15 protein-coding genes and 1 other annotated feature are annotated in these 15305 nt (G+C 51.0%); of the genes, 14 read left to right on the forward strand and 1 reads right to left on the reverse strand.

Annotated elements, in window-relative coordinates:
* The first annotated feature begins 151 nt into the window (after window positions 1–151).
* The 4 genes from secA (at window position 152) to DWY89_RS07900 (ending at window position 5945) form a co-directional block, all read left to right on the forward strand.
* Window positions 152–2734, forward strand: coding sequence for a preprotein translocase subunit SecA (gene secA, locus DWY89_RS07885; RefSeq protein ID WP_022360628.1), 2583 nt, complete (start codon window positions 152–154; stop codon window positions 2732–2734).
* Between the two features lie 212 nt (window positions 2735–2946).
* Window positions 2947–4074 carry a peptide chain release factor 2 gene (gene prfB, locus DWY89_RS07890; protein WP_117796089.1) on the forward strand — a complete coding sequence of 376 codons (1128 nt, stop codon included), beginning with the start codon at window positions 2947–2949 and terminating at the stop codon, window positions 4072–4074.
* 204 nt (window positions 4075–4278) lie between these two features.
* Window positions 4279–4722 carry an ACT domain-containing protein gene (locus DWY89_RS07895; RefSeq protein WP_118523308.1) on the forward strand — a complete coding sequence of 148 codons (444 nt, stop codon included), beginning with the start codon at window positions 4279–4281 and terminating at the stop codon, window positions 4720–4722.
* Between the two features lie 5 nt (window positions 4723–4727).
* Window positions 4728–5945: a homoserine dehydrogenase gene (locus DWY89_RS07900; protein WP_118523307.1), complete on the forward strand. Its 1218-nt coding sequence runs from the start codon at window positions 4728–4730 to the stop codon at window positions 5943–5945.
* Between the two features lie 93 nt (window positions 5946–6038).
* Here DWY89_RS07900 and DWY89_RS07905 read toward each other — a convergent pair whose 3' ends face one another.
* Window positions 6039–6419 (reverse strand): hypothetical protein, encoded by a 381-nt coding sequence (locus tag DWY89_RS07905; RefSeq protein ID WP_118492426.1) that lies wholly within the window; start codon window positions 6417–6419, stop codon window positions 6039–6041.
* A gap of 232 nt (window positions 6420–6651) precedes the next feature.
* On the opposite strand from DWY89_RS07905, the gene DWY89_RS07910 reads away from it, so the two are divergent.
* The 10 genes from DWY89_RS07910 to ispD all read left to right on the forward strand — a co-directional run bounded on the left by DWY89_RS07910 (window position 6652) and on the right by ispD (window position 15118).
* Window positions 6652–8805: a Tex family protein gene (locus tag DWY89_RS07910; RefSeq protein ID WP_118524574.1), complete on the forward strand. Its 2154-nt coding sequence runs from the start codon at window positions 6652–6654 to the stop codon at window positions 8803–8805.
* Window positions 8806–8898: 93 nt separating this feature from the next.
* Window positions 8899–9396, forward strand: a complete 498-nt coding sequence (locus DWY89_RS07915; RefSeq protein ID WP_107001377.1) for a YcxB family protein — start codon at window positions 8899–8901, stop codon at window positions 9394–9396.
* Complete coding sequence (tsaE, locus tag DWY89_RS07920; protein ID WP_022360622.1) at window positions 9393–9818, forward strand: tRNA (adenosine(37)-N6)-threonylcarbamoyltransferase complex ATPase subunit type 1 TsaE; 426 nt, start codon at window positions 9393–9395, stop codon at window positions 9816–9818. The genes DWY89_RS07915 and tsaE overlap by 4 nt, the downstream gene beginning before the upstream one ends.
* A 23-nt stretch (window positions 9819–9841) precedes the next feature.
* The gene (gene tsaB / locus DWY89_RS07925; RefSeq protein ID WP_118523306.1) at window positions 9842–10591 is read left to right on the forward strand and encodes a tRNA (adenosine(37)-N6)-threonylcarbamoyltransferase complex dimerization subunit type 1 TsaB; all 750 of its coding nucleotides are present in this window, start codon (window positions 9842–9844) and stop codon (window positions 10589–10591) included.
* A complete protein-coding gene (gene rimI, locus DWY89_RS07930; RefSeq protein ID WP_118523305.1) occupies window positions 10591–11079 on the forward strand; it encodes a ribosomal protein S18-alanine N-acetyltransferase in 489 nt (162 codons plus the stop codon). The genes tsaB and rimI overlap by 1 nt, the downstream gene beginning before the upstream one ends.
* A gap of 85 nt (window positions 11080–11164) precedes the next feature.
* Entirely contained in the window at window positions 11165–11569 is a 405-nt protein-coding gene (locus DWY89_RS07935; protein ID WP_022360619.1) for an ACT domain protein, read from the forward strand.
* A gap of 116 nt (window positions 11570–11685) precedes the next feature.
* On the forward strand, window positions 11686–11928 hold the full coding sequence (locus DWY89_RS07940) for a hypothetical protein (RefSeq protein ID WP_181357235.1): 243 nt from the start codon (window positions 11686–11688) through the stop codon (window positions 11926–11928).
* Window positions 11929–12149: 221 nt separating this feature from the next.
* Window positions 12150–13061 (forward strand): ribonuclease Z, encoded by a 912-nt coding sequence (locus tag DWY89_RS07945; protein ID WP_022360617.1) that lies wholly within the window; start codon window positions 12150–12152, stop codon window positions 13059–13061.
* A gap of 5 nt (window positions 13062–13066) precedes the next feature.
* The gene (tsaD, locus tag DWY89_RS07950) at window positions 13067–14236 is read left to right on the forward strand and encodes a tRNA (adenosine(37)-N6)-threonylcarbamoyltransferase complex transferase subunit TsaD (RefSeq protein ID WP_243022797.1); all 1170 of its coding nucleotides are present in this window, start codon (window positions 13067–13069) and stop codon (window positions 14234–14236) included.
* Window positions 14237–14350: 114 nt separating this feature from the next.
* Window positions 14351–15118, forward strand: a complete 768-nt coding sequence (ispD, locus tag DWY89_RS07955; RefSeq protein WP_118523304.1) for a 2-C-methyl-D-erythritol 4-phosphate cytidylyltransferase — start codon at window positions 14351–14353, stop codon at window positions 15116–15118.
* 37 nt (window positions 15119–15155) lie between these two features.
* Window positions 15156–15290: a sequence feature (ribosomal protein L10 leader region), on the forward strand.
* The last annotated feature ends 15 nt before the right edge of the window (window positions 15291–15305 follow it).

Consider the following 15305-nt stretch of genomic DNA (forward strand, 5'->3'; position numbering starts at 1 on the left):
TCATGAAATCATTGAATAAAATCCCTGTTAGTGTTAGAATAAATAAGATTGTATAACTATACCTATACGATCTTTTCGATCTAAAACATATCATACATTGAGCTATAAAAACGAAAAAAGAATGAGAAAGCAAGAAATAGGAGAGAAAAGCATGAATCTGATAGAGAAAGTGTTTGGTACCCACAGCGAACGCGAGCTGAAGCTGATCCGCCCGATTGTGGATAAGATTTTAGGTATGCGCGAGCAGATGGTTGCCTTATCGGATGACGAACTGCGCGACAATACGCGCAAGTTCAAAGAGCGCCTTGCAAACGGCGAGACGCTGGACGACCTCCTGCCGGAGGCATTTGCAACCGTGCGTGAGGCGGCGAGACGGGTATTAAATATGGAGCATTACCCGGTTCAGCTGATTGGTGGTATCGTCCTGCATCAGGGACGTATCGCAGAGATGCGTACTGGTGAGGGTAAAACCTTGGTTTCCACCGCACCGGCGTACTTAAATGCGCTGGCTGGAAAGGGTGTATTCATCGTTACCGTCAACGACTATCTGGCAAAACGAGATGCAGAGTGGATGGGCGAGGTTCACAGATTCCTCGGTCTGACGGTCGGCGTGGTTTTAAATTCAATGAATTCCGACGAGCGCCGGGAAGCTTACAACTGTGATATTACCTACGTTACCAACAATGAGCTTGGTTTCGATTACCTGCGTGACAACATGGCGATCTACAAAGAGCAGATGGTTATGCGGAATCTGGACTATGCGATCATCGATGAGGTCGATTCCGTCCTGATCGATGAGGCGAGAACCCCGCTTATCATTTCCGGACAGAGCGGCAAGTCCACGAAGCTCTATGAGGTGTGCGATATTCTGGCACGTCAGTTGGAAAAGGGCGAGGAATCAGCAGAATTTTCCAAGATGGCAGCCATCATGGGCGAGGAGATCGAGGAGACAGGCGATTTCGTAGTCAATGAGAAAGATAAAGTAGTCAACCTGACCGAGGCTGGTGTGAAGAAGGTTGAAGATTTCTTCCACATCGAGAACCTGGCGGATCCGGAGAACCTGGAGATCCAGCACAACATCATCCTGGCACTGCGTGCCAACTACCTGATGTTCCGCGATAAGGACTACGTGGTAAAAGATGACGAGGTTCTGATCGTCGATGAGTTTACCGGACGTATCATGCCGGGACGCCGTTATTCCGATGGTCTCCATCAGGCGATTGAGGCGAAGGAGCACGTACATGTGCGCCGTGAGAGCCGCACGCTGGCTACCATTACGTTCCAGAACTTCTTTAATAAGTTCAATAAGAAAGCAGGTATGACCGGTACGGCACAGACCGAGGAGAAGGAGTTCCGTAACATTTACCAGATGGACGTTATCTCCATCCCGACGAACCGCCCGGTACAGCGTATTGATTACGAGGATGCGGTTTATAAGACGAAAAAAGAGAAATTCCATGCGGTTGTCGAGGAAGTGGCAGCAGCCCATGAAAAGGGACAGCCGGTTCTGGTTGGTACCATTACGATCGAGACTTCCGAGCTTCTGAGCAAGATGCTGACAAGACGCGGCATTCCGCATAAGGTATTAAATGCGAAGTTCCATGAGCTGGAGGCTGAGATCGTAGCAGATGCAGGTATCCATGGTGCCGTTACGATCGCGACTAATATGGCAGGTCGTGGTACGGATATTAAGCTGGATGAGATTTCCAGAGAACTGGGCGGCTTAAAGATTATCGGTACAGAGCGTCATGAGTCCAGACGTATTGATAACCAGCTGCGCGGTCGTGCCGGACGTCAGGGCGATCCGGGTGAATCACGTTTCTACCTGTCCCTGGAGGATGACCTGATGCGTCTCTTCGGTTCAGAGCGTCTGATGAATATGTTCAACGCCATGGGCGTACCGGAGAATGAGCAGATCGAGCACAAGATGCTTTCCAAGGCGATTGAGAAGGCACAGATGAAGATTGAGACCAACAACTACGGTATCCGCGAGAACCTGTTAAAATACGACGAGGTTATGAACGAGCAGCGTGAGGCAATCTACGCAGAGCGCCGCCGTGTACTGGATGGCGAGAATATGCGTTCCGTTATCATGAAGATGATCACGGATATCGTAGAAAACGCCGTAGATATGTCCATCTCTGATGAGCAGGAACCGGCTGAGTGGGATCTGTCCGAGTTAAATTCCCTGCTGCTTCCGGTTATCCCGTTAGAGCCGATTCAGCTGACGGAAGATCAGCAGCATATGAAGAAAAATGAGCTGAAACATATGCTCAAAGAGGCAGCAACGAAGCTTTATGAGACACGCGAGGCAGAGTTTACAAGCGCGGAACAGGTACGCGAGATGGAGCGCGTGATCCTTCTGAAAGTGGTTGATGCAAAGTGGATGGCTCATATCGACGATATGGATCAGCTGCGCGAAGGCATCGGTCTGCAGGCATATGGTCAGAGAGACCCGCTGGTTGAGTATAAGATGAGCGGCTATGAGATGTTCGACAGCATGACGGCAGCGATCCGTGAGGATACCGTCCGTATTCTGTTCCACATCCGTGCAGAGCAGAAGGTCGAGCGTGAACCGGCTGCCAAGGTAACGGGAACCAACCGTGACGACAGCACCGTGCAGGCACCGAAGAAGCGTGAGGAGAAGAAGATTTACCCGAACGATCCGTGCCCATGCGGTTCCGGCAAGAAGTACAAACAGTGTTGTGGACGGAAGCTGTACGCGAAGAATTAATAGATGAAAGAAGGCAGGTTGCCGTGATTTTACAGCAGTCTGTGCAGAAAATTCCCGAAACTATGGCGAAATACCTGGTTCCGGGAATTTTTCCAAATATAAAAAAGAGTTACGGTCTATATGTGTGTGATCCGTAACAAAATATAACTGAAAGAATGCTGAACCGTTGAGGAAAATGGCAGCAGATAGATGAGAATGGAGAAGGTGAGAGCATGGTTGAATTAGATCAGTTTAAGTATACATTATCAACCTACGATGAGACGCTGAAAGAGGTCAAGGATTCCCTGGATCTGGAAAATAAGGAGCGCCGCATCACGGAGCTTGACAAATCAATGGAAGAACCGGGCTTCTGGGATGATCCGGAGCGCTCGACCAAGACGGTCCGTGAGGCGAAAAATCTCAAAGATACCGTGGATGGCTACAAGCACCTTGAACAGCAGTATGAGGATATCCAGGTCATGATTGAGATGGGCTATGAGGAAAATGACCCGGCGATGATTCCGGAGATTCAGGAGATGTTAGATGAGTTCGTCAAAGAGCTGGAAGAACTCCGCACAAAGACACTCCTGTCCGGCGAGTACGACGGCTGCAACGCGATCCTCAAGCTGAACGCGGGCGCGGGTGGTACCGAGGCGATGGACTGGTGCAGTATGCTGTATCGTATGTACCAGCGCTGGGCGGACAAAAAGGGCTTTACGACCGAGGTGCTTGATTTCCTGGATGGCGACGAGGCGGGACTTAAGTCCATCACACTGCAGGTCAACGGCGAAAATGCCTACGGCTACCTGAAATCGGAGAAAGGTGTCCATCGTCTGGTCCGTATTTCCCCGTTCAACGCGGCTGGCAAGCGTCAGACTTCGTTCGTTTCCTGTGATGTCATGCCGGATATTGAAGAAGATCTGGATGTGGAGATTAATCCGGACGATCTGCGGATCGATACCTATCGCTCGAGTGGTGCCGGTGGACAGCATATCAACAAGACGTCCTCCGCGATCCGTATCACGCATCTGCCGACCGGTATCGTCGTACAGTGCCAGAATGAGCGTTCCCAGTTCCAGAACAAGGACAAGGCGATGCAGATGTTAAAGGCAAAGCTGTACCTGCTCAAACAACAGGAGAATGCCGAGAAGTTGTCCGACATCCGCGGCGATGTCAAGGACATCAACTTCGGAAACCAGATCCGTTCCTACGTTATGCAGCCGTACACGCTCGTCAAGGATCACCGGACGAACGCTGAAAATGGCAATGTGAACGCGGTGATGGATGGAGATATTGATCTGTTTATCAGTGCGTATTTAAAGTGGATCAGCCTGAAAAACCAGAAGACAGAAGAGGCGTAAAAGAAGATAAATCAGCCTGGATTGGCGGCACAAAAGTTTGACAGAGAAGAAAACACTCTGTCGAGTGCCGTCAGTTCAGGCTGTTTTTTTACAGATACAATTCGATTATTATGAAAAAAATAGATTGCAGAGTGTCAATAAATGTGATAATATCTTCCTGGTAAACACAAATGTATTTCTGGTGCGTACATAAGCGGAGATGGAATGGAAGAAAAGACAAAGTATTATCTGTTAAAGCAGAAAGCAGTGCCGGAAGTCCTTTTGAAGGTGGCGGAAGCGAAGAAGCTCATTGCGTCGGAAAAGGCGATGACGATTCAGGAGGCGACCGACCAGCTTGGGATCAGCCGGAGTTCCTTTTATAAGTATAAGGACGATATTTTTCCATTTTACGACAACGCCAAGGGCAAAACGATTACCATGGTGCTGCAGATGGATGATGAACAGGGACTTTTATCGGATCTTCTTCATATCATAGCGATTTACAAGGCAAATATTCTGACGATTCATCAGAGTATTCCGGTCAACAATGTGGCGACGCTGACACTCAGCGTGGAAGTCCGTTCGGATACCGGAAATATATCGCATATGGTCGAAGAGATGGAAGAAAATTCGGGAGTACACAACGTAAAAATTATAGCCAGGGAGTAAAGATTATGATTCAGGTAGCAGTGATGGGCTATGGAACAATTGGTTCCGGAGTCGTAGAAGTATTAGAAACCAACAAAGACAAAATCACAGAAAAAACCGGCAAAGAGATTGCAGTAAAATATATTCTGGATCTGCGTGAATTTCCGGGTGATCCGCACGAAGCGCAGATTGTTCATGATTTTGAGATCATTGAAAAAGACGAAGAAGTAGAGATTGTTGTGGAGGCGATGGGCGGCGTCAATCCGGCATACAAGTTTGCAAAAGCGTGCCTGTTAGCCGGTAAGCACGTTGTGACCTCCAACAAGGCACTTGTAGCGGCACACGGCACCGAGCTTCTGGCGATTGCACGCGAGAAGAACTTAAACTTCCTCTTTGAAGCCAGCGTAGGCGGCGGCATCCCGCTTCTGCGTCCGCTGACCCAGTCTCTTGCAGGCGAGAAGATCGAGGAAATCAGCGGTATCTTAAACGGTACAACCAATTACATCCTTACCAAGATGGCAAGAGAAGGTCAGACCTTTGAGGAAGCCCTGAAGAAAGCGCAGGAACTCGGATATGCAGAGCGCAACCCGGAGGCAGACGTAGAAGGCTACGATACCTGCCGCAAGATCACGATTCTTACCTCACTGGCAACTGGAAAAGAAGTAAATTACGAAGATGTGCCGACCGAGGGCATCACAAAGATTACCGATACTGATTTCAAATATGCGGCAAAGCTGGGAACCTCGATTAAACTGTTTGGAACTAGCCGCATGGAAGGCAATAAAGCCAGCGTCTATGTATGCCCGATGATGATCGGACCGGATCATCCGCTCTTTGCAGTCAATGACGTATACAATGCAGTCATGGTTCGCGGCAATACACTTGGAACCGTCATGTTCTACGGCAGCGGCGCCGGAAAACTCCCGACCGCCAGCGCAGTCGTCAGCGACATCGTAGAGATCGCCGGACACATGGAAGACAACATCCCGACCGGCTGGACCGACGAAAAACAGCCAGTTGCACCGATGGGCGAAGTAACCTTCAGCTACTTCCTCCGACTGGCAGGCAAATCAGCCGACAAACTTGCCGATGTGCGTGCAGCCTTCGGTGAAGCAGAAACCATCGAACTCCCGGAGATGGACGAATTTGCGGTCATAACCGGAGAAATGACCGAAGCACGCTTCCGGAAACTGGCAGCGGCATTCGAGGAAGATATCCGCCAGACGATTCGCTATACAAAATAGGATATAAAGTAAAAAGCACGCCAAAGTCATTCATGACGCGGTGTGCTTTTTAACGCAAGAAATACACAGAAAAAGGTCCCCTTGCCAATCATTTTATTGTAACGGACCAATCAAACTCTCATACAACTCCATTGCCTGATCAAAAAACGGCGCATATTGCGGATCCGTAATCATATGGTACACCTGGATCAGACAGAAAAACTCAACTACTCCAAAGATGGTAGACATAACTCCCAGTATCAGCCCGACCACTGCGCTGCCGCGCCGCGGCTGTCCTTCCTCCTTGGATAGGACAAACAGTACATTCGCCGACATTCCGAGCAGAATCGCGGCGGAAAAACTCAAAAACAGGGAGAAAAATGCGAAGATGCCGCACATCATTGACATCGTGGCATAGCGGCGCGAACGATTGCGCCGGGTTTCATTTGTATCTGAATGTTCCTTCGGAGAAGGTGTTTCATCGTAATAACTCATCGTATATCTAATCCTTTCATAACTGTGAAAAAAGAAAACAGCTACATCCTTTTCTGAAAATTAGAGACAGCCGCTGAATAGGGCAAAACAAAATCTATGCCCATCTGGCGGATTGAATCCGATAAAAGTGTATCATGAATAAAGCCGCTTGTCCAGTTAGGCATTGACTTGCGAAATATGCGCTGGAATGGTATGATTAAACAGCGTATTGATATTGAAGGAGAGTTTTTGCATGGATATTATACAGGCATTGAAAGAAGAGCTTCAGATAGGGAGAAATCAGGTCGAAGCGGCGGTAAAGCTGATCGATGAGGGAAACACGATCCCGTTCATCGCGCGCTACCGCAAGGAGGCGACCGGTTCCCTGAATGATGAGGTGCTGCGCCAGCTAGATGAGCGACTGCGCTATCTTCGGAATCTGGAGGATAAAAAGGAGCAGGTGATCGGTGCGATCCGCGCCCAGGAGAAGCTGACTCCGGCGCTGGAGAAACAGATCCGCGATGCGGCGACGCTGGTTGCGGTGGAAGATCTTTATCTTCCGTACCGCCCGAAACGGCGCACCCGTGCCGGAATTGCCCGTGAGAAAGGGCTGGAACCGTTAGCAGTCTGGATTTACAAGCAGGAAGCGGGCGGCAGCCTGGAGGCGGAGGCGGCGAAGTATGTGTCGGAAGAAAAGGGTGTTGCAGATGTTTCAGAGGCAATAGACGGCGCGCGTGATATTCTGGCTGAGCAGATCAGCGAGATGGCAAAATACCGCAACTACGCACGTAAAAAGACGATGCAGGACGGTCTTTTGGAGGCATCCGCAAAGGATGAGAAGATACAGTCGGTGTACGAGATGTATTATCATTTTTCCGAACCAGTCAAAAAGCTGGCGGGACACCGTGTGCTGGCGATCAACCGCGGTGAGAAAGAGAAGATTCTGAGCGTGAAGCTTATAGCGCCGGAGGAGCAGATTGTCCGGTATATGGAGAAACAGCTGATTATCCGCCCGGATGGGGATGCGGCGCGCGTGATGGAAGAAGTGATTCTGGACAGCTACCGCCGCCTGATCGGACCGGCGATCGAGCGCGAGATCCGCGCGGGGCTGACAGAAACGGCAGAGAACGGCGCGATTCAGGTATTTGGCAAGAACCTGGAACAGCTCCTGATGCAGCCGCCGATCGCAGGATGCGTGGTGCTCGGCTGGGATCCGGCATTTCGGACGGGCTGCAAGCTGGCAGTTGTGGATGAGACGGGAAAAGTGCTCGATACGACGGTCATTTACCCGACTGCGCCGCAGAACCGCGTGGAAGAGTCGAAGGAGATCGTGAAAAAGCTGATCCGCAAGTACGGCATTTCCCTAATCTCAGTGGGGAATGGTACGGCAAGCCGAGAATCTGAGCAGATCATCGTGGAACTCTTAAAAGAAATTCCGGAGAAAGTCCAGTATGTCATCGTCAATGAGGCGGGCGCGTCGGTTTATTCGGCGAGTAAGCTGGCGACGGAGGAATTTCCGCAGTTTGACGTCGGACAGAGAAGTGCGGCATCGATCGCGAGACGCCTGCAGGATCCGCTGGCGGAGCTGGTAAAAATTGATCCGAAATCCATTGGAGTCGGCCAGTACCAGCATGATATGAACCAGAAAAATTTAAGCGAGGCGCTGCAGGGCGTGGTGGAAACGTGCGTAAATAAGGTCGGCGTGGATCTGAATACGGCATCGGCGCCGCTGCTCGCCTATATTTCCGGCATTAACAAGACGATCGCGAAAAATATCGTGGCATACCGGGAGGAGAATGGCGCATTTTCAACGCGCCGTGAGCTTTTGAAGGTGGCGAAGCTGGGACCGAAGGCGTATGAACAGTGCGCCGGATTTATGCGGATTCAGGGCGGCAAGAATCCTCTCGATGCGACGAGTGTGCACCCGGAGAGCTATAAAGCAGCGGAGGCACTTTTAAAGCAGCTTGGACATGATCCGAAGGAGATCGCGGCGGGCGGCATCCGCAATATCCGCAATGAGATCGCGGATACGGCAAAGCTGGCAAAAGAGCTTTCGATCGGCGAGCCGACCTTACTTGATATCGTGAGCGAGTTGGAAAAACCGGCGCGCGACCCGCGTGAGGAGATGCCGAAGCCGATTCTCCGCACGGATGTGCTGGAAATCAAGGATTTGAAGCCGGGTATGATTTTAAAAGGAACTGTGCGGAATGTCATTGATTTCGGCGCGTTTGTGGATATCGGCGTGCATCAGGATGGTCTGGTTCACGTGTCCCAGATGACAGACCGCTATATTAAGCATCCGCTGGAGGCGGTCAGCGTCGGGGACATCGTGGAGGTCAAGGTGCTGGCGGTTGATGTGGCGAAAAAGCGCATTTCGCTGACGATGAAAATCCGGGAGACGAAGTAAGCTGCGGCAGATTCAGCCGTTGGTTATAGGATGCAGGACCGCCGACTGGAATGGGGCGGCGGATAAGGCATAGAAAATTAGGGAGAAGATAAAATGGACTTACGTGTAAAAATACAGCCAAAAGAGATTTTTATTTATTCGATGTACAATTTCTGGGCGGGACTGCGTGGAATCGGATGCATCATACTGACGGTGCTCGTTATTATTGCAGCGGCAGCCAGCGAGGAACGTCTGGGAACGCAGGTGACGAATCTGGTGATTCTGGGAGTGATTGCCTTGACAGGCTTTCAGATTTTTGCAATCTGGAAACAGGCAGAGCGCACCGCCCGGGATGCGAAAACGGGAGCTGAGATTGTATTTCACATTGGAGACGAGGGCATCCGTGCCCGCCAGGCGAACGGCAAGGGTGAGATCAGCTGGGATAAGCTGGTAAAAGTGAAAAAGATCGCGGGAATATATGTGCTTTACCTGGGTCGAGACAAGGCGTACCTGATGCCGAAGCGCGTGTTCAGAGGTTCGGAGGAGCAGATTTTTCTCAGTATGCTTACAAGAAATCTGCCGCAGGAAAAGAGAAGAGGAATTCGAGCATGATGATAGAAACAAACAGCCCGGAAGAGACGTATGCGTTTGGAAAAAAGCTTGGAATGGAAGCGCAGGCAGGGCAGGTGTATTGTTTGAATGGTGATCTGGGCGTAGGAAAGACGGTTTTTACGCAGGGGTTTGCCGCGGGACTTGGAATTCAGGAACCGGTCAACAGCCCGACTTTCACGATCGTGCAGGAGTACGACGATGGGCGCCTGCCGCTTTACCATTTTGATGTATATCGTCTCGGCGATGTGGACGAGATGGATGAGATTGGCTATGAGGACTATTTCTACGGCGAGGGTATCTGCCTGATCGAATGGTCGGAGCGCATCCGCGAGATCCTGCCGGAACATCCGATCCAGATCACGATTGAAAAGGATCTGGAAAAGGGCTTTGATTACCGGAAAATTTCAGTAAACGAGCAGTAGCCGGCGACAGGAGGAAAGAGAAAATGAGAATTTTGGGAATCGAAAGCGCATCCCTGGTGGCATCGGTTGCTATTGTTACGGATGATGTGATCACGGCGGAATATACGGTGAATCTGAAAAAAACGCATTCGCAGACACTTCTTCCGATGATTGATGAGATTGTGAAAATGCTGGAGGTGCCGTTGGAAAGCATCGATGCAATCGCAGTATCCGGCGGTCCGGGCTCTTTTACGGGGCTTCGGATTGGCTCTGCGACAGCGAAAGGACTGGGACTGGCGCTTGGGAAGCCGCTGATCCATGTGCCGACGATGGATGCGATGGGATATTGTCTGTACGGGGCTTCGGCGCTCATCTGCCCGATGCTGGATGCGAGACGGCAGCAGGTGTACACGGGACTCTATCGGTATGAAGAGAAGTTCGAGATTGTGAAAGAACAGTACATTACGGATATCCATGCGTTGATTGCCGAGTTAAATGAGCGCGGCGAGCGCGTGATTTTCCTGGGGGACGGTGTGCCGGTCAACCGGGTGGTGATCGAGGAAGAGATGAAGGTGCCGTATTCGTTTGCACCGGCACAGGCGAGCCGTCAGCGAGCTTCGGCGGTGGCAGCGCTTGGCGCAGTGTATCTGGCAGAGGGAAAGACCGAGACGGCAGCCGAGCACAAGCCGGATTATCTGCGGAAATCGCAGGCGGAGCGCGAGCGCGAGGTCGCAGAGCGCCAGGGCGAGATGGATAAGCTGGCAGCCGGTATTGTGGTCGTGGAGAAGAAATAATGGCGGCAGGAACGGGAACGCAAAAAGAGCTTCGTGTTCAGATAGTGGATTTTCAGCCGGGGGATCTTCCTGCTGTCCGGGCACTGGAACTGGAATGCTTTTCGGATGCATGGTCGGAGAAGCTTTTACAGGATCTGCTGACGAGCAGCTGGGATAAAACCTGGGTGCTGAAAGAGGATGAAACCGTCCGTGGCTACAGCAATTTCCGCGTCATTGCCGGGGAAGGCGAGCTGATGCGGATCGCGGTTCACGGCGCGTGCCGGGGGCGCGGCTATGGGCGGCTTCTGATGGAACGGCTGTTAAGGGAAGCAGAGGAAGAAAACGTCGAGGATATCACCTTGGAGGTGCGTGCATCCAATGCCCCGGCGATTGCGCTGTATGAGGCGTATGGCTTTCAGAAAGAGGCGGTTCGGAAGAATTATTACAGCGGGCCGACGGAAGATGCGCTGATTTATTGGAAAAGAAGCGGAAAAAGCATTGACAGATGAAATGGAAATGAGTATACTGTTTAACAGATAAAAGCGTAACACTTTACAGTGTTAAATTAAAAGAAAAGAACGGTAGGAGGTTCATATGCTGAGTCAGGTATCTATTTTTGCAGAGAATAAGAAAGGACGTTTACAGAATATTACATCCCTTCTTCAGAAGGAGAATATTAACATCTGGGGTTCGATCACGAATGACAGTGCGGAGTACGGTATTATCCGTATGGTTGTTTCTAATCCAGAGCACGCGGAGAAAGTGCTGGCGGAAGCTGGTTATCTCTGCCGTCTGACAGAGGTGCTTGGCGTCGAACTGGATGACGAGGTCGGAGCACTCAACCGTCTGTTAATTTCCCTCGAAGAGAGCAATATCAATGTGGATTACCTGTATCTCTCCTTCAATCGTGATTCTGGCAAGCCGGTTATGGTGCTTCACACGGACGATGTGAGGGAGGTCAGCATCTGCCTGACATCGAAGGGATATAAGGTACTGTAAGTATTTCCAGCACTTTCCGCTTAAAAACCGGTATAAAAAACAGTATAATGATGGAGAAGCTGTGGAGGACATGGCTTCTCCATTTTGCGTATATAGAAGAGAAAGGCGAGGAGAGCATGAGAAAATATGGAGAGAGCGGCATTCTTCTGTCGGTTGTCTGCAACCGGTGCGGAAAGAAGCTGGCGGTGAAAGAAGGCATTCTGCGCGAAGGAGCGGCGCATTTTGATGTGGCATGGGACTATTTTTCGGAGAAAGATGGGGAGGTGCATCATTTTGATCTGTGCGAGGAGTGCTATGATGGAGTGACGCGGGAATTTCTGATTGAGGCAGATAAGGAGGAGAGGACGGAACTATTGTAGAGTCGTGAGGAGGACGGAGAAACGCGGGACAGGCGGTGCGCCATCTGCGTCTCTCCTGTGAATTGGATTGCTGAATTTCTGGCTTGCAACATAGTATTTCTTTATGATATTATTAAATGATATGGGAGTTAGGGGGAAAGCTGTTTTGACAGCTTTTTGCATGACTTTTAATTAAAAAGATTTATTATGAATCATTTATTTAATAGAAAAGAGGATGTTTCATGTTAGATGTATGTTTGCTGGGAACGGGCGGGATGATGCCGCTGCCGTATCGGTGGCTGACGGCTTTGATGGTCCGCTGCTCGGGCAGCAATTTGCTGATAGACTGCGGGGAAGGCACGCAGATTGCGTTGAAGGAAAAGGGCTGGAGCCCGAAGCCGGTGGATGTGATTTGTTTTACACATTATCACGCGGATCATATCAGCGGTCTGCCGGGACTTTTGTTGACGATGGGAAATGCGGAGCGGACAGAGCCGATCACGATGATTGGACCGAAGGGACTGGAACGCGTGGTGACGGCACTGCGGACGATCGCGCCGGAACTGCCGTTTCCGCTTGAGTTTATCGAGCTGACGGAGCCGAGACAGCAGCTTCAGATTGGACCGTATGTGATCGATGCGTACCGGGTCAACCATAATGTGACCTGTTATGGGTACTCGATTTCGATTCCGAGAAAGGGACGGTTCGATGTGGAACGCGCGCGGGCGCAGGAGATTCCGCAGAAGTTCTGGAGCCGTCTGCAGAAGGGGGAGACGATCGAGGAGGAAGGCAGAACGCTGACACCGGATATGGTGCTCGGAGGTGACCGGAAGGGAATCAAGGTGGCATACTGTACCGATACGAGACCGCTTCCGGTAATTGCGGAGTACGCGAAGGATGCGGATCTGTTTATCTGTGAAGGCATGTACGGCGAGGACGGGAAAGAAGCCAAGGCGAGAGAATACAAGCATATGACATTCCAGGAGGCGGCGCACCTGGCGAAGGAGGCCCAGCCGAAGGAAATGTGGCTGACTCATTACAGCCCGTCGCTCATCCGTCCGGATGATTATATGGATAAAGTGCGTGAGATATTCCCGAGAGCGAAAGCCGCCCGCGATGGCTGGACGGCAGAGCTGGGATTTGATGAGGAGTAAGGGCGATGCAGACGGAAGAAAAGAGAGAGAATATAGAAGAAAAGAAGGAAGAACGGATGGAAATGCCAGTTTCAGGAGCATTGGAACGGGGATCAGGGAAAGCTCCGGTATCGGGGGCAGAGATTTCCGTGCGTGATACAGAAAACGGACACCCATCAGAAGATGTTTACATTCTTGCAATCGAGAGTTCCTGTGATGAGACGGCAGCTTCAGTCGTGAAAAACGGACGTACCGTTCTTTCCAATATCATATCTTCCCAGATCGATCTTCACACGCTGTTTGGCGGCGTTGTGCCGGAGATTGCGTCGAGAAAGCATATCGAGAAGATCAACCAGGTTATTGAAGAGGCGCTGACAGAGGCACATATGAGTCTGGAGGAGGTGACGGCGATTGCAGTTACCTACGGTCCAGGGCTGGTTGGCGCGCTTTTGGTCGGTGTGGCGGAAGCCAAAGCACTCGCGTATGCGGCGAAGAAGCCGCTGGTCGGCGTACACCATATCGAGGGGCACGTATCGGCAAATTTCATCGAAAATCCGGATCTGGAACCGCCGTTCATGTGCCTGATCGTGTCAGGCGGACATACACATCTGGTGATTGTGAAAGATTATGGCGAATTTGAGATTCTGGGACGCACCCGAGACGATGCAGCAGGCGAGGCCTTTGACAAGGTGGCACGCGCGGTCGGGCTCGGTTATCCGGGCGGCCCGAAGGTCGATAAGGCGGCAAAAGAGGGGAATCCACATGCGATTGAGTTTCCACGGGCAAAAGTGGGCGACAATCCATATGATTTCAGCTTCAGCGGCTTAAAATCGGCGGTCTTAAATTATATTAACCATGCGAAAATGATGGGCGAGGAGATCAACGTGCCGGATCTGGCGGCTTCGTTCCAGAATGCGGTTGTGGAAGTATTGGTATCGCGCACGATCGAGGCGGCGAAACAGCACGGCTATAAGCGCGTGGCGATCGCCGGCGGTGTGGCATCCAACTCCGCTCTCCGGGCGGGCATGGAGAAGGCCTGTAAAGAGGCGGGCATCCAGTTCTTCCATCCGTCACCGATCTTCTGTACGGACAATGCGGCGATGATCGGCGCGGCGGCGTACTATGAATATAAGAAGGGCGCGCGCGCAGGCTGGGATCTGAATGCGGTGCCGAATTTGAAGCTGGGCGAGAGATAATACAAATTTTTTCAGGAAGAATTGTTTTGCGGTTAGTTTTTTAAAAATATTGATTTGACAAAAGGTGGAAAAAGAGTGTTTTAAGAGATTGTTCTGGCATGGAGGAGAAACGAGATGGAACATACATTGGATCAATTTGGGAAAGAGAAAATTACACCGCATCCGACCCGCACCGCCGCTATCGTTCTGGCAGCCGGACAGGGAAAACGGATGAAAAGCAAGATTCAGAAGCAGTTTCTCCTTCTGGAGGAAAAGCCGGTCATCTGGTATGCACTTCACGCGTTTGAGGAGAGCCGGGTCGATGATGTGATTCTGGTGACCGGGGCGGATGAGATCGCGTACTGCCGGGACGAGATTGTAGGAAAATATGGATTTTCCAAGGTGCGCGCTATCGTTGCGGGCGGAAAAGAGCGCTACCATTCGGTCTACGAGGGTTTAAAGGCGCTCGGCAGCCAGTTTTCCTATGGGGAGGGGGACTGCGTCCTGATTCATGACGGGGCGCGTCCGTTTGTGGACGAGCCGATGATTGAACGTATCGTATCAGATATACGAAGTTATAGCGCAGCAGTGGCAGGCATGCCGTCAAAGGATACGGTCAAACTGGCGGATGCGGACGGATTTGCCTCTGTGACGCCGGAACGGGCGCATGTCTGGATGATTCAGACACCGCAGGGATTTACTTACCCGCTGATCCGCGCGGCGTATGACAAGATGATGAGTCGGGAAGAGTACCAGCAGGGAGTGACGGATGATGCGATGGTGGTCGAGACGATGACCGATCACAAGGTACGCCTGACCGAAGGTTCTTACCGGAATATCAAGGTGACAACGCCGGAGGATATGGAGGTTGCGGCTGCATTTTTAAAAAATAAAAAAAGTTAATAGGTCTATTGACAACCCTTGACTTCTATGTTATAGTATTTATCGTGTTTAACTGCCGAAGACAGCAGGTGCCGAAAGGCATAAGGTTAATACGCCTGCCGAGGGAACTGATATCGTTGTATATTTCTATCCCCCTGTCCTGCGAGTGACGGAGGGATTTTATTTTACAGAAAACGTTTACCAGGCG

Origin of the sequence: Clostridium sp. AF27-5AA, from assembly GCF_003478415.1 — a bacterium.
Classification (GTDB): domain Bacteria; phylum Bacillota; class Clostridia; order Lachnospirales; family Lachnospiraceae; genus Otoolea; species Otoolea fessa.

What these genes read in the sequence shown, in the direction of transcription:
- secA (WP_022360628.1), top strand. Translation starts at nt 152, where the DNA reads ATGAATCTGATAGAGAAAGTGTTTGGTACCCACAGCGAACGCGAGCTG.
- prfB (WP_117796089.1), top strand. Translation starts at nt 2,947, where the DNA reads ATGGTTGAATTAGATCAGTTTAAGTATACATTATCAACCTACGATGAG.
- DWY89_RS07895 (WP_118523308.1), top strand. Translation starts at nt 4,279, where the DNA reads ATGGAAGAAAAGACAAAGTATTATCTGTTAAAGCAGAAAGCAGTGCCG.
- DWY89_RS07900 (WP_118523307.1), top strand. Translation starts at nt 4,728, where the DNA reads ATGATTCAGGTAGCAGTGATGGGCTATGGAACAATTGGTTCCGGAGTC.
- DWY89_RS07905 (WP_118492426.1), bottom strand. Translation starts at nt 6,419, where the DNA reads ATGAGTTATTACGATGAAACACCTTCTCCGAAGGAACATTCAGATACA.
- DWY89_RS07910 (WP_118524574.1), top strand. Translation starts at nt 6,652, where the DNA reads ATGGATATTATACAGGCATTGAAAGAAGAGCTTCAGATAGGGAGAAAT.
- DWY89_RS07915 (WP_107001377.1), top strand. Translation starts at nt 8,899, where the DNA reads ATGGACTTACGTGTAAAAATACAGCCAAAAGAGATTTTTATTTATTCG.
- tsaE (WP_022360622.1), top strand. Translation starts at nt 9,393, where the DNA reads ATGATGATAGAAACAAACAGCCCGGAAGAGACGTATGCGTTTGGAAAA.
- tsaB (WP_118523306.1), top strand. Translation starts at nt 9,842, where the DNA reads ATGAGAATTTTGGGAATCGAAAGCGCATCCCTGGTGGCATCGGTTGCT.
- rimI (WP_118523305.1), top strand. Translation starts at nt 10,591, where the DNA reads ATGGCGGCAGGAACGGGAACGCAAAAAGAGCTTCGTGTTCAGATAGTG.
- DWY89_RS07935 (WP_022360619.1), top strand. Translation starts at nt 11,165, where the DNA reads ATGCTGAGTCAGGTATCTATTTTTGCAGAGAATAAGAAAGGACGTTTA.
- DWY89_RS07940 (WP_181357235.1), top strand. Translation starts at nt 11,686, where the DNA reads ATGAGAAAATATGGAGAGAGCGGCATTCTTCTGTCGGTTGTCTGCAAC.
- DWY89_RS07945 (WP_022360617.1), top strand. Translation starts at nt 12,150, where the DNA reads ATGTTAGATGTATGTTTGCTGGGAACGGGCGGGATGATGCCGCTGCCG.
- tsaD (WP_243022797.1), top strand. Translation starts at nt 13,067, where the DNA reads ATGCAGACGGAAGAAAAGAGAGAGAATATAGAAGAAAAGAAGGAAGAA.
- ispD (WP_118523304.1), top strand. Translation starts at nt 14,351, where the DNA reads ATGGAACATACATTGGATCAATTTGGGAAAGAGAAAATTACACCGCAT.